Raw genomic sequence first — 22,664 nt, 5'->3', positions numbered from 1 at the left:
GACCGATGGACGTCATCCAGGTACCGAGGATCGCGGGGGCTTTGCTGTTCCTGCCCACACCGCACGTGGACGAGCGCGGCTTCTTCTGCCGCACGTTCGACCGCGAGGTGGTCGCGTCGGCCGGACTCGACCCGGACGCGTTCGTCCAGGACAGCGTCTCCCGGTCGGCCAAGGGCGTCGTCCGCGGCATGCATGTCCGCGCGGGCGCCGGCGAGGCGAAGCTGGTGCGCTGCTCGTACGGCGAGGTCCTCGACGTCGTCGTCGACCTGCGCAAGGACTCGCCGACGTACCGCAACGTGGAGTACTTCGAGCTGACCGGCGACAACCAGGTCACCGTCTACGTGCCGGCCGGCTGCGCCCACGGCTTCCAGGCGCTGACGGATCCGGCCGACGTCTCGTACCGGATCGACCGAGCGCACGACCCGAGCGAGGACGTGTCGATCGCCTTCGACGATCCCGGCCTGGACATCGACTGGCCGCTGCCGGTCAGCCTGATGTCGGCCCGGGACAAAGCCGCCCCCACCCTCGCCGACGCCACCAGGAGGCTGACATGACCAAGTCGTTCGACAAGTCCGTCGAGGCCAACGCCCGGTTGCACGAGCTCGTGCCGGGTGGCGCGCACACGTACGCCAAGGGCGATGACCAGTACCCGGCCGAGATGGCTCCGGTGATCTCGCACGGCCTCGGCGCCCACGTCTGGGACGTCGACGGCAACGAGTACATCGAGTACGGCTCGGGGCTGCGCGCCGTCAGCCTCGGGCACGCCCACCCGAAGGTGATCGAGGCGGTCCAGCGGGAACTCGGCCGCGGCAGCAACTTCGTCCGGCCGAGCATCGTCGAGCTCGAGGCGGCCGAACGCTTCCTGGCCTCGGTACCGACCGCGGAGATGGTGAAGTTCGCCAAGAACGGCTCGGACGCCACCACCGCCGCGGTGAAGCTGGCCCGTGCGGTCACCGGGCGGCCGCTGGTGGCGATCTGCTCCGACCACGCGTTCTTCTCCATCGACGACTGGTTCATCGCCCGGACGCCGATGTCGGCCGGTATTCCCGGCGAGATCGCCGACCTGACGGTGGCCTTCCCGTACGGCGACCTGGCCGCGACCGAGGAACTGCTGACCCATCACGACGGGCAGATCGCCTGCCTCATCCTGGAGGCCGCGCCCCAGCAGGACCCGCCGCAGGGCTACCTCGAGGCACTCCGCGACCTCGCCCACCGGCACGGCGCGCTGCTGATCTTCGACGAGATGATCTCCGGCTTCCGGTTCTCCGAGGCGGGCGCGCAGGGCGTGTACGGCGTGACGCCCGACCTGTCCACCTTCGGCAAGGCCCTCGGGAACGGGTTCGCCGTGTCGGCGCTGGCGGGCAAGCGTGAACTGATGGAGCGCGGCGGTCTGCGCGACGACCATGAGCGAGTGTTCCTGCTGTCCACCACCCACGGCGCCGAGACTCATGCGCTCGCGGCGGCCATCGCGGTGATGGACGTCTACGCGACCGAAGGCATCGCGGCCCGGCTGCACGAGCTGGGCGACAAGCTGGCGGCGGGAGTCCGGGAGGTCTCCGCCGCGGCCGGTGTCGAGGACCATGTCGTCGTCCGCGGCCGGGCCAGCAACCTGGTCTTCGCGACGCTCGACGAGGAGCTGCAGCCGTCCCAGCAGTACCGCACCCTGTTCCTGCGGGAGCTCGTCCTCGGCGGGGTGATCGGCCCGTCCTTCGTGGTGAGCGCCGCGCTGACCGACGAGGACATCGCCCGCACCGTCGACACCGTCGAGCAAGCCTGCCTGGTGTATCGCAAGGCGCTCGACGCCGGAGATCCGAGGGGGTGGATGGGCGGACGGCCGGTCAAGCCGGTGTTCCGCCGGTACGCATAACGCACGGCTACGACGACGTCTCTGGGGGGCGCCTGCCGATGAGCCCGTGAGGCACAGACGGCTGGGGCAAGTACGGGGCTTGGTCACTCGAACCGGCACGGAGCCGGTTCGCGCACGAGGGGGTTCATCATGCATTCCATCTATGTCGACGCCGAGTTCTGCGACGACGAACGCAGGCAGAAGTTGTACGACGGCGACCTGTTCGTCTACTCACCACGCCCGTCGACCTTGGCTCTGACCGAGTTCGCGGGCGAGATGGCCCGGCAGGCGTTCGCGCCGCTGGATCCGGAGACGGCCCAGTTCGAGATGGCCGTCGAGGACTACGCGGCGCTGCTCGCCGAGCTGAAGCCGAGGTTCATCCATCACCCGGAGTCGAAGCGGCTGATCCAGGAGATGCTGACCGACTTCGGGTGTGACCAAGAGCAGGTCTACTTCGACGTGCCGCGGATGCGCAGCTCGACGTCGAACGACTACCTGACCACCGGGATCGCGTTCGCGTTCCATCCGCATCGCGACACCTGGTACTCGGCGCCGTACGTCCAGCTGAACTGGTGGCTGCCGATCTTCGAGATCGGTGCCGACAACGGGCTCGCCTTCCACCCGAAGTACTGGCAGACCCCGGTGCGGAACAGCTCCCGGGTCTACAACTACGCGGAGTGGAACGCGACCAGCCGGCAGATCGCGGCGACCCAGATCGGTGTCGACACCCGGGTGCAGCCGGTGCCGGAGGAGGAGGTCGAGCTGGTGCCTCAGATCCGTCCGATCTGCAAGCCCGGCGGGATCATCCTGTTCTCGGGTGCCCAGCTGCACTCCAGCGTGCCGAACACCTCGGGGCGGACCCGGTTCAGCATCGACCTGCGCACAGTGCACCTTGGTGATGCACTGGCCGGCCGCGCCGCACCCAACATCGACTCGGACTGCTCCGGTACGACGATGGGCGACTACCTGCGGGTCAGCGACCTCGAGCATGTCCCGGCCGGTGTCATCGCGGAGTTCGACACACCCGCGATCGAGGTCGCCTGAGTCCAGGCTCCCGATCAGCGGAACGATCCGGCCGGCGTCACCTCGACGCCGGCCGGTTCGCTGCCCGGCGCGCGGCAAACCGGTCGATCAGCCACGCGGTGACCGGGACCACGAGCAGCGCGCAACCGAACCCGCCGACCGTGTCGGTGGGGTAGTGCGCATCCAGGTTGATCTGTGCCCAGGCGGTCAGGGCTCCGCCGACGACGGTGATTCCGAGGATGACCGCCGTACTGGCGACGGAGCGGAGGACGAACACGTCGGCCACGAGCAACCCGACGATCAGCGCGGCCGCGGTGAGCGCCGCGCTGTGCCCGCTGGGGTAGCACAGGAAGCCTTCGTGGATGCGCCGGCCGACGAGCGGCTTGAGCGCGGTGGCGAGGACGCTGATCGTGGCGATGCTGACCGCGGCGGTGATCGCCAGCGCGCGGCGCCCGGCGGCCAGGCAGGCCAGCGTGACGCCGATCAGAAGCAGCGCCCGGCCGATCGGTTCGCCGAGCCAGTCCAGGCCGCGAATGATGTCCCACGAGCCGGCCGGCGCGTGCTCGAGAACGAACGCCTTGGCGGCGGTGTCCAGGCGGCTCGCGCTGGTGTCACCAGCGAAGATCAGCGCCGGCACGACCAGCAGCAGCAGCCCGAGCAGTGCCAGCGCGGTGACCGGCCGGCGGACCGCCGGTGTCAGCGCCGTGCGCGCGGGCGCGCGCGGGCGTTCGATGTTGTCCCGTTTCATTCCCCACCCCCACGCAAATTCTAGCCAAGGCTTGTCGAGTCACCGTCGCTGCAGAACCTCGCCCGTAGTACGCTGCGATGTCGCTCGGCCGACAGGCGGGTGAATTCTGGGGATGTTCAGGCAATGCAGTGTGCGCCGTTACCTTGAGTGGCGATCTCCCGTTTGACAGTTCAAGGGGCAGATTGCAGACTGCGGCGGACACATACCGTGACCGTGTGCTGGCAGCGTGAGACGAGAGGTCGGAGTGAGCGGAGCAGAGGCGCCTGACGCGGTCGATGGCCGCCGGCCGCTCTGGGTGGTGCCGCACGAGGTGCCCGCGATCGTTCCGCTGCCCTCGCGGTCGACCGAGCCGCACTGGGTGGGCGTCTATCGCTGGGCTGCCGTCGGTGGCGACCTGCTGGCCGCGATGCTCGGTGTCTCGATCGCTCTGCTGACCCGGTTCGGCTATCACGTCGGCAGCGGCTATCTGCTCGTGAGCAGTGTGCTTCCGCTGGCCTGGGTGGGTGCGGTCGCCCTGTCGAAGGGTTACGACCCCCGCTACTTCGGCGCCGGTCCGGACGAGTTCCGGTCGCTGCTGCGCTCCGGCGTCGGTCTCACGGCCGCCGTCGCGATGGCGTCGTACGTGACCAAGACCGAGATCGCCCGCGGCTTCATCGTGCTGGCGATTCCGGTGATGGTGGGATCCGCGCTGGTACTGCGTTATGCCCTGCGGAAGGACCTGCATCGGCACCGGGTCCGAGGCCGCTGTATGCATCGGGTTCTCGTGGTCGGGCGCAGCGGCCCGGCCGCAACCTTGTGTGAGCACCTCGAGAGCCGGCCGACCGACGGGTTCCGCGTGGTGGCGACCTGCCGGCCACGCGGCGACCGTCACTCGGCCGGGCCGATCCAGCCGGACGAGCTGGACGAGCCGGACATCCTGGCTGCCGCCGATCGTCACGCGGTAGAAGTGGTCGCGATCGCGACCGATCCCGAGCTGGCCGGGCAGTCGCTGCGCCGGTTGTCCTGGGCTTTGGAGCAGCGCGGCATCGAACTGATCGTGTCACCCGGCATCATCGAGGTCGCCGGCCCGCGGATCTCCGTCCGCCCGGTCGCCGGCCTGTCCCTGCTGCACCTGGAGCGTCCCTCGGTGAGCGGCGGACCGCACCTGATGAAGGCCGTCTTCGACCGGGTCCTGGCGCTCGGTCTCATCACTCTGCTGTCGCCTCTGCTGGTCGGCCTGGCCATCGCCGTACGGCTGTCCAGCCCGGGGCCGGTGCTCTTCCGGCAGCAACGCGTCGGCCGCGCGGGGGTCGAGTTCACCATGCTGAAGTTCCGCAGCATGTACTCCGACGCCGAGCAGCGGCTCGGTGATCTGTACGCGCTGAGCGACGGCAACGGCGTCATCTTCAAGATGCGCGACGACCCGCGGATGACACCGCTCGGCCGGTGGATCCGCCGCTTCTCGCTCGACGAGGTGCCGCAGCTGTTCAACGTGCTGCGCGGCGACATGTCCCTGGTCGGCCCGCGTCCGCCGCTGTCGGAAGAGGTCGCCCTGTACGCCGCGGACGACTCCCGGCGGATGCTGGTCAAGCCCGGCATCACCGGCCTGTGGCAGGTGAGCGGCCGCAGCGACCTGTCCTGGGACGAGTCGGTCCGGCTGGACCTGCGGTACGTCGACAACTGGTCGATGACGCTCGACCTCCTGATTCTCTGGAAGACCGTGCGCGCGGTGATCTACGGCGCAGGAGCGTACTGATGGACAGAGCAGCACCGGTATACGTCGCGGGCCACCGCGGCCTGGTCGGATCCGCCATCTGGCGGCGGCTGGAAGCGGTCGGCTTCACCCAGCTGATCGGCGCGACCTCGAGTGACCTGGACCTGCGGGACCGGGCCGCGACGTTCGCGTTCTTCACCGAGCACCGCCCGGCGGTGGTGATCGACGCGGCGGCCCGGGTCGGCGGCATCCTGGCGAACCGGGACCACCCGACCGAGTTCCTCAGTGACAACCTGCGCATCCAGGTGAACCTGATGGACGCCGCGCTGGAGGTCCGCACGCCGCGACTGCTGTTCCTGGGCTCGTCGTGCATCTACCCGAAGTACGCCGAGCAGCCGATCCGCGAGTCGAGTCTGCTGACCGGAGAGCTGGAGCCGACCAACGACGCGTACGCGATCGCCAAGATCGCCGGCATCATGCAGGTCCAGGCGGTCCGGCGGCAGTACGGGCTGCGCTGGATCTCGGCGATGCCGACCAACCTGTACGGGCCGAACGACAACTTCGACCTGACCAGCTCGCACGTGCTGCCCGCGCTGATCCGGCGTTTCCACGACGCCAAGGTGTCCGGCGCACCCGAGGTCGTGCTGTGGGGGAGCGGTACGCCGCGACGCGAGTTCCTGCACGTGGACGACCTCGCCGACGCGTGCTTGCACCTGCTGGAGCACTACGACGAGCCGGAGCCGATCAACGTCGGTGTCGGCGAGGACGTGACGATCCGCGAGCTGGCCGCGCTGGTCGCCCGGGTGGTCGGCTACACCGGTGCCATCAGCAACGATCTGTCCAAGCCGGACGGTACGCCGCGCAAGCTGCTCGACGTGAGCCGGCTGAACGCGCTGGGGTGGAAGCCGTCCACCGACCTCGAAGACGGTGTGGCCGCCACCTACGCCTGGTATCTGTCCCAGGAGCAGGCATGAAGAAGGCGTTCGTCACCGGCATCACCGGCCAGGACGGTTCGTACCTGGCCGAGTTGCTGCTGGCCAAGGGCTACGAGGTGCACGGCCTGATCCGCCGCGCTTCGACGTTCAACACGCGGCGGATCGACCATCTGTACGAAGGTCCGCAGGCCGAGGACAAGCGGCTGTTCCTGCACTACGGCGACCTGACCGACGGCTCGCGCCTCGTCACCTTGCTGGCATCGATCCAGCCGTCCGAGGTCTACCACCTGGCCGCGCAGAGCCATGTCCGGGTCAGCTTCGACGAGCCGGAGTACACCGGTGACACCACCGGCATGGGGACCACGCGGTTGCTCGAGGCGATCCGGATGATCGGGCTGGACTGCCGGTTCTACCAGGCCAGCTCGTCGGAGATGTTCGGCGCGACCCCGCCGCCGCAGAACGAGGACACCCCGTTCTACCCGCGGTCGCCGTACGGCGCGGCCAAGGTGTACGGCTACTGGATGGCCCGGAACTATCGCGAGGCGTACGACATGTTCGCGGTGAACGGGATCCTGTTCAACCACGAGAGCCCGCGCCGTGGCGAGACGTTCGTGACCCGCAAGATCACCCGCGCGGTCGCCCGGATCAAGCTCGGCCTGGACCAGCGGCTGTACCTGGGCAACCTGGACGCCTGCCGGGACTGGGGTTACGCACCCGAGTACGTCGAGGGCATGTGGCGGATGCTGCAGCACGACATCCCGTCCGACTACGTGATCGCGACCGGTACGTCGTACTCGGTCAAGGACTTCGTCTCGCTGGCTTTCGACCACGTCGGGCTGGACTGGGAACAGTACGTCGACCACGACGCGCGGTACGAGCGTCCGACCGAAGTGGACTCACTGATCGGGGACGCGTCCAAAGCCACCACCGAGCTCGGCTGGAAAGCCCAGGTCCACGTGCCCGAGCTGGTCCGGATCATGGTCGACGCGGACCTGGCCGCGCTGACCCAAGAGGACTGACCGATGACCGACATGCAGGTGGAGACAACCACAGCCGACCGCGTCGACGTGCTCGGCATCCATGTCAGCGTGACCGACCTGGACAGCACAGTCGAGACGTTCGCGCGCTGGATCGACCGCGGCGAGCGGCACCTGGTCTGCGTCTCCGACATGAACTCGCTGCTGCACGCCCGAGCCGACGAGTACCTCACCAAGGTCTTCAACACCTCCGGTCTCACCGTGCCCGATGGAATGCCGCTGGTGTGGGCGGGGAAGCGGGCCGGGTTCGACCGGATGGGGCGGGTCGCCGGGCCGGACCTGCTCGAGCGGGTGATGGCCGAGGCGGCAGAGCGCGGCTGGACGCAGTACTTCTACGGCGGTGCCGATGGAGTCGCCGAGGAGTTGCGCGACACCTTCCAGGACCGCCACCCCGCGTTGAAGGTTGACGGTGTGCACTGTCCGCCGTACCGGCCGCTGACCGAGGCGGAGGACGCCGCCGTGGTGGCCGAGATGAACGCGTCCAAGGCGGACATCATCTGGATCGGCCTCGGCGCGCCGAAGCAGGAGCGCTGGATGGCCGAGCACCGGGACAAGCTGGACGCCGCGATCCTGATCGGTGTCGGCGCCGCGTTCGACTTCCACACCGGCCGGCTGGACCGGGCACCGCTGTGGATGCAGCGGTCGGGGCTGGAGTGGAGCTACCGCCTCTACAAGGAGCCCAAGCGGCTGTGGCGCCGGTACGTCCTGGGCATCCCGCGCTTCCTGCTAGCCATCCTCCGCAATCCACCGAGGCCCGTCCAAGGCCCTGTCTGATGGTCCCCCGCCTACTGCGCGGCACTCGGCACGGCACCTCGCCGCACTGGCGCGAAGGCCACGATGCTCCGCATCGAGACCTCCGCTCCAGCACGCCGAGCTACCGCACCGAGCACCTGCTCGCTACGGCGCGGGACCATCAGACAGGGCCTAGAGTGCTGCGGTGAAGTTCCCCCGGCGGCCGAAGCTCCGGCGACTGGCCGGACCGGCCGGCCGGGCGAGCTGGGGGTTGGCCGACCAGGCCCTGTCCAGTCTGAGCAATCTCGCTGTCGGTGTGGTCGTCGCTCGCTCCAGCACGGTCGCGGACTTCGGTGTCTACGCGCTTGCCTTCGGCGGCTACACGATCGCCCTCAACGTCTCGCGGGCTCTCTCCACCGAGCCGTTGGCCGTCCGCTACTCAGGTGAACGCAATTCGGCCTGGCAACGAGCTGTTCGCGCCAGTACGGCGACCGCACTGCTGATGGGCTTCGTCGGGCTGCTGGTCGGTCTGGCGATCGCGGCAGTCCCGGGCGTGCCGTCGAGGGGTGTGCTGATCGCGTTCGCGGTGACGATGCCAGGCCTCCTGCTCCAGGACGCGTGGCGGTGGGCCTTCTTCGTCGTCGGCGAGGGACATCGAGCCTTCGTCAACGACCTGATCTGGTTGTTGGCGATGCTCGCGATCTTCGGCGGGCTCTATCTCAGCGGTACGGCGTCCGCGTTCACGCTGACGTTGGGGTGGGGACTCGGTGCGGTGATCGCGGCCGTGGCCGGGCGGTTCCAGGCGGGTGTGGCACCGCGACGGCAGCTGATCCGCGAGTGGGTGCGGACGCATTGGGATCTCACCCCGAAGTACATGGGGGAGATGCTCGCGGTGTCGGGCACGATCCAGGTCTACATGCTTGGCATCACGGCCGCCGCCGGCCTGGCGGCGACCGCGGGCATCCGGGGCGCGCAGGTCCTGCTCGGCCCGGTGAACGTGATCAACCAGGGCATCCGGATGATCTCGGTCCCCGAGGCAGCGCGGGCGCTGCGGCACTCCTATCGACGCCTGTGGCTCGTCGGCCTGGCGATCTCACTCGGTGTGGGTGCGGGCGCGCTGGCATGGGGAGCGGTCTTCCTGCTCCTGCCTGAGGTCGTCGGAGAGGAGCTCCTCGGCCCAGGCGTCTGGGCGCAGGCCAGCACTGTGATGGTGCCGGTGATCCTGCTGCAGGCGTTCGGTGCCTCCAACGCCGGCGCCTTCGCCATCATGCGAGCCCTGACAGCCGCCACCAGGGGCCTCCGGGTCCGCCTGATCTCATCGGTCATCCTGATCGTGGGCGGGGTAGGCGGTGCCTACTGGTGGGGGCCGGAGGGCGCGGCGTGGGGCCTGGCCGGGGCCGCTTTCTGCACCTTGCTCCTCTGGTGGAACGAGGCACATCGGGCCATCGCCGCCCATCGCCGAGCCTCCAACTGACCCTTCACGTTCGTGACTGTGGCGTGGCGTGGCTCCGGGCTGCGTAATGGTTCCGGATGCTGGTCAAGACGGGGCAGATCTGGATGGCTGAGACACTCTACGGTGGGCTAGGACAGGAAATATCAGGTGTCAGTCCACCGTTTCCTGTCTCAGCCTCAGCGAGGCGCACTCCGGATTCCGGATGCCCGTCTTACTGCAGTCAGCGGACTGTGATGGTGGCGTAGCCGCCGCGGACTGCGTTGTTACCGTCGGAGACTTCGATCCGGTACAGCTGCGACGTACCAGAAGGTGCTGATGTGTCCGTCATAGTGACGTTCGGGCGGCTCCAGAAGGTGGAGTTCGCCGTTGTGCTCGCGACGACCGTGTTGCTCGCGCCGCGCAGCAGCCGGTAGGTCAGCCTGATGTCGTCGTTGTCCAGAGACGTCTGCACGGTCGCCTTCACCTGGCCGGCCGTCGTACTGGACAAGGTCGGCAACACCGGGCCGAGCGGCTTGGCGCCCGCGCCGAGGTTGGTGAACCGGGTCAGACCCTGCTGACCGACCCCGTTGACCTTGGTGAAGTCACCGCCGACCCACAGATCGGCCCCACCGGTGGCCGACACGAGCGGCCCGACCACGGTCGGCGGACCTGCGTTCGTGTTCGGGAACCATGGCCCGAGCGACCCGTTCGCCGGGTTCTGCAGCAGCAGGAAGTGACCACCGGTGCCGTCCGGGAAGGCGCCCGGACAGCTGTGCGCGTGCGACCCCTTGAACAGCCAGCCGTTCACATAGGTCAGCGCCTCGGTCGCGCCGAGGCAGGTGTTCTTCCAGACCAGGTTGCCGGTGGCAACGTCCGCGGCCCAGGTCCCGTCGAAGCACCCGGTGCCGTCTCCGGCGTTGGCGAAGTACACCCGGTTGCCCGCGGTCTCGATGTCCTTGACCCGGGACGTGCACCCACTCGGCGGCAGCGGTACGGCGGACGCCGCGGCGAACGGCAGCTGCGCGCCGGTGGAGTTGTTGACGCTGGCAACCGCCCAGCGACTGACCCCGCCGATCTTCGCGAAGGTACCGCCGAGGTAGACCTTCGAATTGTCGTCGGCCGCATCGATCGCGTACACGTCCGCGTCGGCGTTCGGGTTCCACGCCAACAGACCGCCGTTCACCGTGCTGATCGCGGCCGCGCGATTCCGGACCACCCCGTTGACGAGCCCGAACGAGCCGCCGAAGTACAGGCTGGTCCCGCCGATCGCGAGGGTCTTCACCCGGTAGGACACGTTCGGCTTGATGGTCGCGACCAGCGCGCCGGTGGCGGTGTCGAAGGCCGCGATGCGGTTCCGTACCTGGCCGTCGACGCGGGTGAAGTCACCGCCGACGTACACCCGGGAGCCGTCCGGCGAGGCCACGATCGACCAGACGACGCCGTTCAGCGTGTGGTTGAACGCGGTGTCGAGCGCGCCGGTGCTCTGGTTGAACGCGGCCAGATAGGTCCGAGCCGTCTGATTGGTACCGACCGCGGCGCCCGGCGGACGGACCTTGGTGAACCGGCCGCCGACGTACGCCTTGCCTTTGGCAACGGCCAGGCCGAGCACACTCGCGTCGGTCTGCCAGGCTGGATTCGCGATCGCGGTCAGCGATGCGCCGGTGCTGATCGCGGTCTGCGCCGGTACGACGCTCAGCGCCAAACCGGCCGCGGCCACCAAACAGACAACTCTCCCCATGATTCCCCCTTGCCCCTGACAACTAATCTACGACCGGCAGCCCCCCGCCCGTCTATAGACGAAGGGGGTCTGCCTGAAGAGGCAGACCCCCTGTACCGCTTCCTACGGCACTTTCACGCTGACCGACGGGCCCTTCATGATGTTGCGCCCGTCGTGCACCTCGATGTGGTAGGTGACTGTCTGCCCGCTCTTCACACCGGTGTCGACCACCGTGTAGGCCTTGCGGGCCTCCCAGTAGTACGACATGTACTTGAACGAGCCGATGTTCGTCGTTCCCCGGAACACGTTGTAGGTCAGCGAGATGTTGTCCAGGTCGTACACATCGCTGAACCGCACCGACACCTTGGCGGACGACGGCGCCAGGATCGGGGCCTTCGGTACGGCCGGGGCCGCGCCGCCCGGAGTGTTGGTGAACCGGGTCAGCCCGCGCTGCGGCTTGCCGTTGACGTTCAGGAAGTCACCGCCGACCCAGAGGTCGGTGTTCGTACCGGCCATCGCCAGCGGACCGACCTGGGTGGTGCTGCTCTGATCGGCGTCGGTGTTCGGGAACCACGGCCCGATCTTGCCGTTGATCGCACTCTCGACCAGCAGGTAGTGCGTCCCGGTGCCGTCGGGGAAGGCGCCGCTGTCGCTGCAGTTGTGCGCGTGCGAGCCCTTGTAGACCCAGTTGCCGATCGCCTTGATCGCCTCGGTCGCGCCCAGGCAGTTGTTCTTCCAGAGCAGTTTGCCGGTGCTGACCTGCGCGGCGAGGACGCCGTCGTAGCAGCCGCTGCCGTCACCGCCGTTGGAGACGTACACGTTGTCGCCGAGGGTGTCGATGTCCTTCACCCGGGTGGTGCAGGTCGCGGTCGGCTTCGGGATCGCTGCCGCGGCCGGGAACGAGTACGCCGCGCCGGTGGTGTTGTTCGTCATCGCCAGCGAATAGTGGTCCTTGCCGTTGATGGTGCTGAACGGGCCGCCGACGAACACCCGGGTGCCGTTGTCGGACAGGTCGATCGCGTACACGTCACCGTTGGCGCTCGGGTTCCACGGCAGCAGGTCGCCCTGGATCAGCCGGACCGCGCCGAGGTGATTGCGGACCGCGCCGTCGACCTTGGCGAACGCGCCGCCGATGAACACGCTGTTGCCGAAGATGGCCAGCGCCTTGACCCGGGCGGACACGACCGGGTCCCAGGCCGAGACCATCCTGCCGGTGACGACCGAGAACATCGCGATCTTGCTGCGCTTGATCCCGTTCACGGTGGTGAAGTCGCCGCCGATCACGACCCAGTTGCCGTCCGGGCTGGTGGCGATGCTGTAGACCGGGCCGTTCAGCTTCGGCGCGAACGCCGTCGGCGCACCGGTGGTGCGGTTGAACGCGGCGATGTAGGTCCGGACGGCCTCCCCCTGGCCGGCCGGCTTACCTGGTTGCCGGATCTTGGTGAACAGACCACCGGCGAACACCGTGTTGCCGCTGATCGCGAGCGCGTTCACGCTGTTGTTGGTCTGCCACGAGGTCTGCTTGATGGCCGAGACGGCCGAGCCGAAGCCCGGAGTCGCCGCCTCCACCGGCGGTCCCGAGGGGATCAGCGCAGCGGCGAGGACGGCCGCAGCGGTGACAACGGCCAGTACATACTTCTTCATCAATGTCCTTTGGACTGGGCGGGGTTCAGTCGTTGGGCGGTGCGTGCCTCACGCACGCACCCAGCGGACATTAGCGCTGTGGGAGGTCGACCGGAAGCCGACCTCCCCCTCGCGTTATGACTTTGTGCTGCAGTTCCCAGACTCAGAGTTTCAGCGCGCGTCGAAGTGCGCCTGGATCTGGACCGGGCTGAGCGCGTACGGGTACACCGCAGCCTCGTCGAGCGCCATTCCGGTCTGGATCGCTCCACCTCCCGGCCAGCTGCTGGTGTTGTCGTACCCGACCCGCCACCAGCCGTAGTACAGCGACGCCGATCCGACGTTCGCACTGCCGGCCAGCGCGCCGTCGACGTACAGCTTCATGGAGCCGTTGTCGTAGCTGCCGACGACGTGATGCCACTGCCCGTCGTTCTTGCCCGACGTGCTGGTCAGCGTGCGCTGGGCGCCGTCGTTCACGCCGAACACGATCGAGCCGTTGGTGCGCATGTACAGCATCCGGTCGCCGCCGCCACCGCTGTTGGTGGTCTTGGAGTTGCCGAAGCCGATGATCCGGCCGCCGCGGTTGAAGCCGCTCTGCTTGACCCACGCCTCAACGGTGAACTGCTGCGGCATGCTGTACGCCTTCTCGCCTACCATCCGGCCGCTGCTCGAGCTGATCGTCATGGCCGTGTTGCCCGCGATCGCTCCGGTGCTGCCCAGCGTCACACCGGTGAACGTGCCGTTGTTGCTCTGCCCGGACGAGTCGACCGACGCCGTCGTACCGGCCGCCTCGCCCAGCCGCCAGTACGCCTGCGGCCCGTCGGAGTTGACGATCTGGTCGTACGCCGTGGAAGGCGTACTCGCGACCGTGATCGGGTCGGAGTAGTTGCCCCGGATCGTCGTACTGCCGTCGGTCACCTCGACCCGGTAGTTGGTCACCTCACCCGGCACCGCGGCGGCGTCGGTGAAGTGCAGCCAGGGTCGGTCCCACGGAGTCGACTTGGCCGTCCAGGTCGCGATGGTGGTGTTGCTGAACCCCTTCAGCAGGCGGTAGGTCAGCGTGCTGTCGTCGTTGTCGAGCACGGTCGGGAAATGGATCTGTACGACGCCCGGCTCGACGCTGTAGGGGAGCAGCTTGGCCGGCTTGGCCGGAGCGGCACCCGGGGTCGCGTTGGTGAACCGGGTCAGGCCCTGCTGGCCGACGCCGTTCGTGGTGGTGAAGTCGCCGCCGACCCAGAGGTCGTTGCCGCCGGTCGCGAAGGCGAGCGGGCCGACCTCGGTCGGCGGTCCGGCGTTGGTGTTCGGGAACCACGGGCCGAGCGAGCCGTCGGTCAGGTTCTCGGTCAGCAGGAAGCGGTAGCCGAAGCCCTGCGGGAAGCCGCCGGCTCCCTGGTTCACGCAGTCGTGTGCGTGCGAGCCCTTGTACAGCCAGCCGTTGACGACCTTGACCGTCTCGGTGGCGCCCAGGCACTGGTTCTTCCACTTCAGCGTGTTGGTGGCGATGTCGACCGCCCAGGTGCCGTCGAAGCAGCCGCCGCCGTCTCCGCCGTTGCCGAAGTACACGGTGTCGCCGCTGGCGTCGATCGCCTTCACCCGGGTGGTGCAGGAGCCGTTCGGCGGCGGTACGGCGGTCGCCCCGGGGAACGGCAGCACGCCGCCGGAGACCGGGTCGAGGCTGGTCACCGTGTTCTGGTTCGTGCCGTTGACGGTGCTGAACTGGCCGCCGGCATACACCTTGGAGCCGTCGTCGGCGACGTCCACGGCGTACACGTCGCCGTTCACCGCGGGTGCCCAGGGCAACAGGGTGCCGACGTCGGCGCTGACCGCCGCCAGCCGGAGCCGCTCGATGTTGTTGACCAGGCCGAACGAGCCGCCGAAGTAGACGGTGTCGCCGGAGACCGAGATGGTCTTGACCCGGTAGGAGACCGACGGCTTCCAGTTCGTCACCAGGGCGCCGGTGGCGGTGTCGAACGCGGCGATCCGGTTCCGGGTCACGCCGTTGACGGTGGTGAAGTCACCGCCGACGTAGATCCGCGAGCCGTCGGCCGAGGCGGCCACCGCGTACACCTGGCCGTTGAGGACCGGGGTGAACGACGTGACCAGGTCGCCGGTGCTCTCGTCGAAGGCGGCCAGATAGGCCTGCGCGACCTCGCTCGTGCCGGCCGCGGCGCCCGGCGGGCGGACGCTGGTGAACCGGCCGCCGACGTACGCCTTACCGGCCGCGACGGCGATTCCCTGCACACTGGCGTTGGTCTGCCAGGTCGGACTGTTGGCCGCCGACAGCGAGGCCTCGATGCTCTGCGCCGGTGGCGCGAGTACGACGACCAGCGAGCCGGCGATGAGAGCGCCTACGACCCCCAGGCGCGCGAACAGCCATCTCTTCTTCATCCTGCGGTGTCCCCCTCGGACAGGCGCGATCTCGGCGCCGAAAATGAATCCCCGGACTGCTCCCGGAGATCCCCCGAGAAGAGAGTAGGCCACAGAAAGAGATGCTTTGGCCAGCCCGCGCCCATGAGGTCGTATCCTGGGTCGCTGGCTCCAAGGGAATGAGGTCTGGATGGAACCGGGCACCGTGGTCTGGCGCGAGACCGCCCAGTCACTGCTGCGGCAGAAATGGCTGATCCTGGGTTGCATCCTGCTCGGACTCGTCGGCGCCTCCGTGTTCGCCTTCTCCCAGACCGAGCGCTGGACGGCGTCGAGCCAACTGGTGATCGGCCCCGCCGTACCGCCCGCACTGGTGGGGAAACTGACCAGCAGCGCGGACAAGACCGGCCCGCTCGGGATGGACCTGCCGGCCGAGACCCAGGCCCGGGTGATGGCCAGCCCGACGCTCCTGCGCAGCGTGGCCAAGTCGCTCGGCCTGCCGACCACGGACCAGACTGTCCAGGACCTGGCCGCGGTGACCCGGGTCAAGGCGGTCACCGACAACGCGTACCTGGTCACCACCGACGGCCCGACCTCCTCGGAAGCGGTACGGCGTGCCAACGCGATCGCGGTCATCTACCTCAAGACCCGCAACGACGAGGCGAAGTCGCTGCTGACCACTCTGGCCGGCCAGGCACAGGACCGGTCGAAGACAGCCAACCAGCAGTCCAAGAGCCTGGTCAGCCAGATCGACGAGGCGGTCCAGCGGGGCGACGCGCAGACCGCGGCAGCCCTGCGCGGCCAGCGGGTCGACCTGGCGACCGAGGCCCGGCAGGCGGCCGACGAGGCCGCCGCGATGCTCAAGGCGCTGACCGCCGTCGGCACCGGGAGCGAGCTGGTCACCCCGGCCACGACGGACACCGCGACCGCGTCGCCGATGGTTGCCCGCGACATCCTGGTCGGCGCCATCCTCGGTCTGGTGCTCGGCTTCGGCCTGGCCCTGCTCAGGTCTCACCTGACGCCGTACATCCTGACCCGCGACCAGGCGGCCAGGGCGGCGAGTTCGCCGGTGATCGCCGCGTCGGAGGGCAACCGCCGTCGGCTGTGGCACCGTGCGGCCCCCGAACTCCCGCAGTACGAGATCACCGCGCTCGGGGCCGAGGCGAGCGGCGCCCTGGCCCGGCGCGAGCTGAACCCGCGCGCCTTCGCCGGCGGCGGCCCCGGCGCCATGCTCGTGGTCTCGGCCTCGCCGACGCCGAACTCGGCCGGGATCGCGCTCGCGATGGCCGAGGCGAACGCCCGCGACGGCCGCGAGACCCTGCTGGTCCTGGCCGACGTGGAGGGTACGCCGGTTCTGGAGCACGTGACCGGGCACGAGGGACTGACCGACCTGGTGCACGAGCCGGCCGCGACCCGGGCGATCCGGGCCCGCAAGCTGTTCCGGCCCGGTACGGTCGCCGACCTGTACGTTCTGCCGCCCGGTCTGAACCACGAGGAGACGGCCGAGGCGGTCGGCCCGTCGCTGGTGCCGGGCATCGTGGCGGATCTGCCACCCGGGTACTCCGTCGTGATCCATGGCCCGGCCGCGGTCGGCCGGCACGGGATCACGCCGCTGGCAGCCGCCGTGGACGCGTCGGTGCTGGTGGTGCAGGTCGGTCACGACAAGGAGATGGACGTCGCCCGGCTCACCGGAGCCCTGCACTTCGCGGGTGCACCGGTGCTTGGCGTCGTACTGATCGGTGCCTCGGCGCACGACGAGACGCTGGGGATCCCGCTGAACTTCACGTCGGCCGACTCGGCCACTCCACCGATCCGCTGACCGTGTCGTCGTACCAGCTGGAGCGGCCGGTGCCGGGGACCGTCGAGGAGGTCCAGAAGCCGGCCTGGTTCTGGCTGATGCTGTGGTGCCTGTTCGTGCTCGGCGTCCAGCCCTGGTCGTCCCGGGTAGCCGCGCCGCAGGGGACCACCGGGTCGACGAACAGCCTGATGAAAGGCCTGCTGCTGGGCGCGATCTTCCTGATCGCGCTGGCCGCGACCAAGCCCGGCTTCAAGACCCGGTTCACCCCGTCGAGCAGCCTCTACCTGTTGTACGTGCTGTTCGCGACCGCCACCGCGTTCCTGCTGGCCGAACCGACCGGACCGCTGATGCGGCTGGCCCGCTTCCTGATCGGGCTGCTGCTGCTCTTCCTGCTCTGGCGGCCGCTGGTGCAGATCCCGGAGCGGCTGATCCGGGCTCACCTCTGGGCGCATCTGTTGCTCGCGACAACGGTCATCCTGAGCCTGGCGTACGCGCCGAGCCAGGCCTGGCGGCCGCTCAGGTCGCTCGGCGCGGGATACCGGCTGCAAGGTGTCATCATCCCGATGCTGCCGCCGCGGGTCGGTGAGGTCGGCGCGATCCTGCTCGGGCTGGCGCTGATCGGGTTCGTCTGCAAGAAGTTGTCCGCCGTACCGGCCGCCGGGCTGATCGGGCTGGGCGTCGTCCTGGTCGCCGCCAGCCGGACCCGCACGTCCGCGGCGGCGATCGCGTTCGGGCTGGTGCTCGCGCTCATCCTGACCCGGAAGACCTGGGCCGGACGGATCGTCAGTCTCGGGGTGCCCGCCTTGATCGGCGTCGCCTTCCTGACGATCGGGTCGCTGCATACCTGGTTGCTGCGCGGCCAGGGCACCCAGCAGATCAGCTCGCTCAGCGGCCGCACCACCAGCTGGCAGGCGGTGCTGGACGAGAAGGTGTCGCTGCAGACCGCGATCATCGGCCACGGCCTGGGCAACAAACGCGTGCTGCTGCGCCGCGGTGAGGGTGACATCGACGTGATGGCGATCGACAACAGCTGGCTCGGCCTCTACTGGGAGACCGGCCTGCTCGCTGTCACGATCGTCGGCATCGCGCTGATCGTCGCCTGGATCTCGGTCCTCCGCGCCCCCACGCCGTACGTGAAGGCCTGCGGTGCGATGCTTCTCGGCTACATCACTGTCGCCTCGCTCAATGAGAGCGGCCTGTCCGACTTGAGCTCGATGACCCTGCATCTGCTGGTCGCCGCCGCCGTCTGCGACGCCGACCGAATACGCCACCAAGCCAGGCAGCAAGCGCAGGCTCTGGCCCGCTAGCTGCTGATGGAGTCCTGGTCGAAGCCGGCCTGCTGCCACTCGTTCCACGTCATGGTCTTGCCGCGGTAGGCAAAGCGGTCCGGGGTCTTCCCGTCGAGCTGGTAGCTGTTGCGGCGGAACGTGACGGCGCCGGCCTTCGTGGGGGAGCCCTTGTTCTCGACCACGCCGGTGCTCGCGGTGGCGTCGTTCATCACGACCTGGTTGCCCTCGATCACCACGTCCGCCAGCACGTACGTGCCGCGTGGACCGTCGCCGCGGGTGCGGGACTGGATCGAGATGCCGTTCCGGTTCGCCTTGACCAGGTTGCCGCGGACCTGCACGCCGGCCGAGGTGTTCACGTTGATCCCGCCGCCGTCCCACAGACTCCCGCCGGAGCCGCGGCCGGTGCCGTACCCGTTGCTCTCGACAACGTTCTGCTCGATCACCGCCTGGTAGCTGATCTCGTAGCGGATCCCGTCCGCGGCGTTGTCCCGGATCCGGTTTCCGGTGATCCGCCGGTCGTACTCGGCGATGTCACTCCACATCCCGATCCCGCGGTTGGCCACGATGTCGTTGCCGGACACCTCACCCGACGACCGGGTCGACTTGATCCCGCCGGATTCCCAGTCGGCGATCCAGAACCCGTCGGTGTTGTTCCGGGTGACCAGGTTCGCGGTGATCCGTACGTCGGCCGACTTGTACTGCCCGATCCCGAGCTGCCCGTTGTCGGCGACCGTGTTGCGGCTCAGCTCGGCCCGGTCGCCCTCGATCACCATGATCCCGACCGCGTGGTTCCAGCGGACCTCGTTCGCGATCACCGTCCAGCCCGGGCCGACCTGCAACGCCCCGCCCTGCGGCCGGCTGGCGAAGTGCTCGATGGTCAGCCCGGTGACGGTGACGTCGTCCGCGGACTTCTCGATCGCGGTCGGCGTCCGGGACATCTCGACCGCGCGGCCGTCCGGATCATCGGCGACGTACACGGCATTGGCCTGGTAGTCGCCGAAGAACGTTCCCGGCTTGACCTGCTCAAGACTCATCACCCGGGTCAGATGCTTGCCGTCGACAAACACCTGCTCGCCGCGCTGGCACGGCTTGGTCTTGTTGTCCTCACACTGCCCTTTGAGCTGGTACGGCGCCGGAAGCACCCCACGCACCACCCACCGGTCGCCGTCCCGCTTCCAGCCGTCCAACCGCACCGACCCGGTCAGGACGACGCCCGGCCCGCCGCCCAACGTGACACCAGCCCGCGGCCGGATCGCCCGGCTGATCCGATGCACACCCTTGGCGAAGCAGAACGTCGTCCCCGCCGGCGCGGCATCGATCGCCTGCTGCGGATCGGCTCCCACCGCGATCGCGGTCCCTCGACACGCTTTCGCCGTACCCGGTCCCGTCGGACCTAACACCGCAGCCTCAGCAGCCGGGGGAGCGGTCGGCACCGTCACGGTCACGGTCGGCGTCGCCGGGCTACCCGCCGACGGCTTCTCCTCACCGCCCGAGCACCCGGCCAGCACCAGCACCAGCACAGCACCACTCGCCGCGACACGACGACGCCTCATCAAGGTCCCTTCACCCGCCCCCGGCGAACAGATCTGGTGGAGACTACCGGCACCCGAGGTCCGCCCTCGCCCGGGTCGGGCGGCAGCCCACAGCGATGATTCGCCAGGTGTACCGAACGACGGGTAGTGGTCAGCCGCCCACAGGTCTGGCCGCAGCGGCTAGGCGTCAGGTGGGCCTGGCCGACTGGGTGTGTCCGACTACTACCCGTTCGACGGTACGCCCGGCCCGCTGAGGTAGGTGTCTCGGGCGAGGTTGTAGGCGAGATCCCGGGCCACTTGGAAGGCGTCGTCCTCGTCGAGGCGGTGCTGGAGGACCAGGTTGGCCAGATAGCCGGCGTCGATGCGACGGGCCAGGTCGTGGCGGGCCGGGATGGACAGGAACGCCCGGGTGTCGTCGACGAAGCCGGAGGTGTTGTAGAAGCCGGCGGTCTCGGTGACCAGCTCGCGGAAGCGGCGCATCCCGTCCGGACTGTCGAGGAACCACCACGGCGCTCCGAGCCGCACCGCGGAGTACACACCGGCCAGTGGCGCGAGCTCCCGCGAGTAGACCGTCTCGTCCACAGTGAACAGCACCATCCGGAAGCCCGCCGCGTGCCCGAACCGCTCGAGCAACGGCTGCAGTGACCGGGTGAACTCGGCCGCCACCGGGATGTCGTGCCCCTTGTCCGGCCCGTACGTCGAGTGGATCGCCGGATCGTGATCCCGCAGTACGCCGGGGTGCAGCTGCATCACCAAGCCGTCCTCGGCCGACATCACCGCCGACTGGTACAGCATGTGGCCGGCGAACGCGCTCGCGTCCTCCGCCGACACGTCACCCTTCAACGCACCCGCGTAGATCCGCGCAGCCTCCGCATCGGACAGCGGAATGGCGGCCGCACTCAGGTGCCCGTGGTCGGTCGCCCGCGCACCCGCCTCCACAAAGACCTGACGCCGTTGCCGGAGCGCCTGCAGATACCCGTCGTACGTCGAGGTGTCGACGTCGGCCAACGCCCCGAGCTGCTGGATGAGGTCGCTCCAGTCCGGCCGGTTGGGGTGTACGACGGCATCCGGGCGGAAGGTCGGGATCACTCGGCCGGGCAGGTCCGCGGCCACCTTGGCGTGCTGGGCCAGGTCGTCCGTGGCGGCGTCGGTGGTGGAGATCAGCTCGATCGCGAACCGGTCGAGCAAGGCCCGCGGCCGGAACTCGGGCTCGGCGAGCCGTGCGGAGATCTGGTCGTACAGCTCGTCCGCGGTCTCCGCCGACGGATGGGTCGTGACGCCGAGCACCTCGGCGAACTCGTGCTCCAGCCAGTACCGGCTCGGGGTGGCCCGGAAGAGGTGCCAGTTCGCGCAGAACTCCCGCCAGATCTCCCGCGGGTCGGCGGCCGGGGCGCCGTCGCGGCGGGGCACCCCGAGGCGCTCGGGGGAGATGCCCTGCGAGATCAGCATCCGGGTGACGTAGTGGTCCGGGACCACCAGCAGCTCGGCCGGGTCGCCGAACGGTGCGTCGGTGGCGAACAACGCGATGTCGACGTGCCCGTGCAGGCAGAGCAGCGGCAGGTCCTTCGTCGACGCGTGGATCCGCCGGGCGATGTCACGTGCCTCGCCGGCGGGCAGAGCGCGGTCCGGATGGGGCTGCAGTGCCTTCGGCATGGGTCCTCCGTGAGGGGTCGGCTGCAACGGCTGCTGCAAAGGATTGCAGTCACTCCGGCGCGACACAACCCTTTGTCCACAAGGCGATTTCTTCAGGCCGCGATGGCGAGGGTGTGAGGTCTTGACACATCGGTGAAACCGATTGCAGACTCAGCGGCGTGAGTTGGGGCTGGGCCGAGCCAGGAGGAGGTGACCATGCCCGCGACCATCCGTGACGTGGCGCGGCTGGCCGGCGTGTCGCCGTCGACTGTGTCCCGTGCGCTCTCGATGCCGGAGATGGTCAACGCCGCCACCCGGGCCCGGGTCGCCGCCGCGGTCGAGCAGCTCGGCTACCAGCCGAACCGGGCCGCCCGCGGCCTGATCACCGGCCGGACCGGCAACATCGGCCTGGTCGTGCCTGACCTCGCCAACCCGTTCTTCGCCAGTGTCGCCAAGGGCGTCCAGGCCCGCGCCCGTCGGTACGACGTGGCTGTCTTCGTCGCGGACACCGACGAGGACGCGACGGCCGAGGTCGGCCTGGTGCGTGCACTGGCCAAACAGGTCGACGGGCTGATCCTGTGCTCACCCCGTGCGAGCGACGCCGACCTGTCCGCGATCGCCCAGGAGACGAACGTCGTACTGGTCAACCGCACCGCCGAGGGCGTGCCCGGCATCATCTACGACAACGAGGAGGGCATGCAGCAGGCGGTCGCCCATCTGGTGGCGCTCGGCCACCGGCGGATCGCCTGGGTCGGCGGACCGGTCACCTCGTGGTCGACCCAGCACCGCAGCCTCGGCCTCAGCAACGCCCTCTACGACCAGGGTGCCGAGCTGGCCCGGGTCGGCAGCTTCGCGCCGACGTACGAGGGCGGCATGGCGGCGGCGGACCAGGCCGTCGCCACCGGCGCCACCGCGGTGGTCACCTACAACGACCTGGTCGCGATCGGGCTGCTGGCCCGGTTGCACGCACGGGGGATCTCGGTGCCCGGCGACCTCAGCGTGGTCGGCATCGACGACATCGCCATGTCCCGGATGGCCAGGCCCGCCCTGACCACGGTCCGGCTGCCGAAACAGGAGGCCGGCCGGATCGCGGTGGAGCTGTTGCTGGCCGTCCTCGACGACCCGGATCCCGACACCGCCATCGCCACCCGCGGCACCTTGCACGGCGAGCTCATCGTCCGGGAGTCCACCGGCCCCGCACCACACCACTGATTCGCGTGATCAACCCTGGCTCCGGCCGGGACCGCCCTTGATCCAGAGGAGACA

17 protein-coding genes are annotated in these 22,664 nt (G+C 69.1%); 11 read left to right on the top strand and 6 right to left on the bottom strand.

Annotated elements, in window-relative coordinates; translation table 11 throughout:
• Window positions 1–5 precede the first annotated feature (5 nt).
• From rfbC to EV652_RS01125, 3 genes are all read left to right on the top strand, one after another.
• Complete coding sequence (rfbC, locus tag EV652_RS01135; protein WP_132207055.1) at window positions 6–554, top strand: dTDP-4-dehydrorhamnose 3,5-epimerase; 549 nt, start codon at window positions 6–8, stop codon at window positions 552–554.
• Complete coding sequence (locus EV652_RS01130; protein WP_132207054.1) at window positions 551–1,867, top strand: glutamate-1-semialdehyde 2,1-aminomutase; 1,317 nt, start codon at window positions 551–553, stop codon at window positions 1,865–1,867. The genes rfbC and EV652_RS01130 overlap by 4 nt, the downstream gene beginning before the upstream one ends.
• A 129-nt stretch (window positions 1,868–1,996) precedes the next feature.
• Window positions 1,997–2,890, top strand: coding sequence for a phytanoyl-CoA dioxygenase family protein (locus EV652_RS01125; RefSeq protein WP_132207053.1), 894 nt, complete (start codon window positions 1,997–1,999; stop codon window positions 2,888–2,890).
• A gap of 37 nt (window positions 2,891–2,927) precedes the next feature.
• Here EV652_RS01125 and EV652_RS01120 read toward each other — a convergent pair whose 3' ends face one another.
• Complete coding sequence (locus EV652_RS01120; protein ID WP_132207052.1) at window positions 2,928–3,617, bottom strand: phosphatase PAP2 family protein; 690 nt, start codon at window positions 3,615–3,617, stop codon at window positions 2,928–2,930.
• A gap of 244 nt (window positions 3,618–3,861) precedes the next feature.
• On the opposite strand from EV652_RS01120, the gene EV652_RS01115 reads away from it, so the two are divergent.
• From EV652_RS01115 to EV652_RS01095, 5 genes are all read left to right on the top strand, one after another.
• The gene (locus EV652_RS01115; protein WP_242001484.1) at window positions 3,862–5,352 is read left to right on the top strand and encodes a sugar transferase; all 1,491 of its coding nucleotides are present in this window, start codon (window positions 3,862–3,864) and stop codon (window positions 5,350–5,352) included.
• Window positions 5,352–6,284, top strand: coding sequence for a GDP-L-fucose synthase family protein (locus EV652_RS01110; protein WP_132207050.1), 933 nt, complete (start codon window positions 5,352–5,354; stop codon window positions 6,282–6,284). The genes EV652_RS01115 and EV652_RS01110 overlap by 1 nt, the downstream gene beginning before the upstream one ends.
• Entirely contained in the window at window positions 6,281–7,264 is a 984-nt protein-coding gene (gene gmd, locus EV652_RS01105) for a GDP-mannose 4,6-dehydratase (protein WP_132207049.1), read from the top strand. The genes EV652_RS01110 and gmd overlap by 4 nt, the downstream gene beginning before the upstream one ends.
• A gap of 3 nt (window positions 7,265–7,267) precedes the next feature.
• Window positions 7,268–8,056: a WecB/TagA/CpsF family glycosyltransferase gene (locus EV652_RS01100; RefSeq protein ID WP_242001483.1), complete on the top strand. Its 789-nt coding sequence runs from the start codon at window positions 7,268–7,270 to the stop codon at window positions 8,054–8,056.
• Window positions 8,057–8,219: 163 nt separating this feature from the next.
• On the top strand, window positions 8,220–9,488 hold the full coding sequence (locus tag EV652_RS01095) for an MATE family efflux transporter (RefSeq protein WP_132207048.1): 1,269 nt from the start codon (window positions 8,220–8,222) through the stop codon (window positions 9,486–9,488).
• 199 nt (window positions 9,489–9,687) lie between these two features.
• Here EV652_RS01095 and EV652_RS01090 read toward each other — a convergent pair whose 3' ends face one another.
• From EV652_RS01090 to EV652_RS01080, 3 genes are all read right to left on the bottom strand, one after another.
• Entirely contained in the window at window positions 9,688–11,184 is a 1,497-nt protein-coding gene (locus tag EV652_RS01090; protein WP_132207047.1) for a fibronectin type III domain-containing protein, read from the bottom strand.
• A 102-nt stretch (window positions 11,185–11,286) separates the two neighbouring features.
• Window positions 11,287–12,807 carry a WD40 repeat domain-containing protein gene (locus EV652_RS01085; RefSeq protein ID WP_132207046.1) on the bottom strand — a complete coding sequence of 507 codons (1,521 nt, stop codon included), beginning with the start codon at window positions 12,805–12,807 and terminating at the stop codon, window positions 11,287–11,289.
• A 150-nt stretch (window positions 12,808–12,957) separates the two neighbouring features.
• Window positions 12,958–15,171 (bottom strand): LamG domain-containing protein, encoded by a 2,214-nt coding sequence (locus tag EV652_RS01080; protein WP_132207045.1) that lies wholly within the window; start codon window positions 15,169–15,171, stop codon window positions 12,958–12,960.
• A gap of 169 nt (window positions 15,172–15,340) precedes the next feature.
• On the opposite strand from EV652_RS01080, the gene EV652_RS01075 reads away from it, so the two are divergent.
• Window positions 15,341–16,966 carry a Wzz/FepE/Etk N-terminal domain-containing protein gene (locus EV652_RS01075; RefSeq protein ID WP_132207044.1) on the top strand — a complete coding sequence of 542 codons (1,626 nt, stop codon included), beginning with the start codon at window positions 15,341–15,343 and terminating at the stop codon, window positions 16,964–16,966.
• A gap of 2 nt (window positions 16,967–16,968) precedes the next feature.
• A complete protein-coding gene (locus EV652_RS01070) occupies window positions 16,969–18,252 on the top strand; it encodes an O-antigen ligase family protein (protein WP_242001482.1) in 1,284 nt (427 codons plus the stop codon).
• On the opposite strand, the gene EV652_RS01065 is transcribed toward EV652_RS01070, so the two are convergent.
• Entirely contained in the window at window positions 18,249–19,787 is a 1,539-nt protein-coding gene (locus EV652_RS01065; protein ID WP_132207043.1) for a right-handed parallel beta-helix repeat-containing protein, read from the bottom strand. The two genes, EV652_RS01070 and EV652_RS01065, sit on opposite strands and share 4 nt — an antisense overlap.
• Window positions 19,788–19,988: 201 nt before the next feature.
• The gene (gene uxaC, locus EV652_RS01060) at window positions 19,989–21,419 is read right to left on the bottom strand and encodes a glucuronate isomerase (RefSeq protein ID WP_132207042.1); all 1,431 of its coding nucleotides are present in this window, start codon (window positions 21,417–21,419) and stop codon (window positions 19,989–19,991) included.
• A gap of 195 nt (window positions 21,420–21,614) precedes the next feature.
• Here uxaC and EV652_RS01055 point away from each other — a divergent pair, with 195 nt between their 5' ends.
• Window positions 21,615–22,610 (top strand): LacI family DNA-binding transcriptional regulator, encoded by a 996-nt coding sequence (locus EV652_RS01055; protein ID WP_132207041.1) that lies wholly within the window; start codon window positions 21,615–21,617, stop codon window positions 22,608–22,610.
• Window positions 22,611–22,664: the final 54 nt, after the last annotated feature.

Origin of the sequence: Kribbella steppae, from assembly GCF_004342025.1 — a bacterium.
Lineage (GTDB): Bacteria > Actinomycetota > Actinomycetes > Propionibacteriales > Kribbellaceae > Kribbella > Kribbella steppae.
The sequence above is the reverse complement of the archived record's forward strand: the minus strand, read 5'-3'. Positions and strand labels throughout refer to the sequence as shown.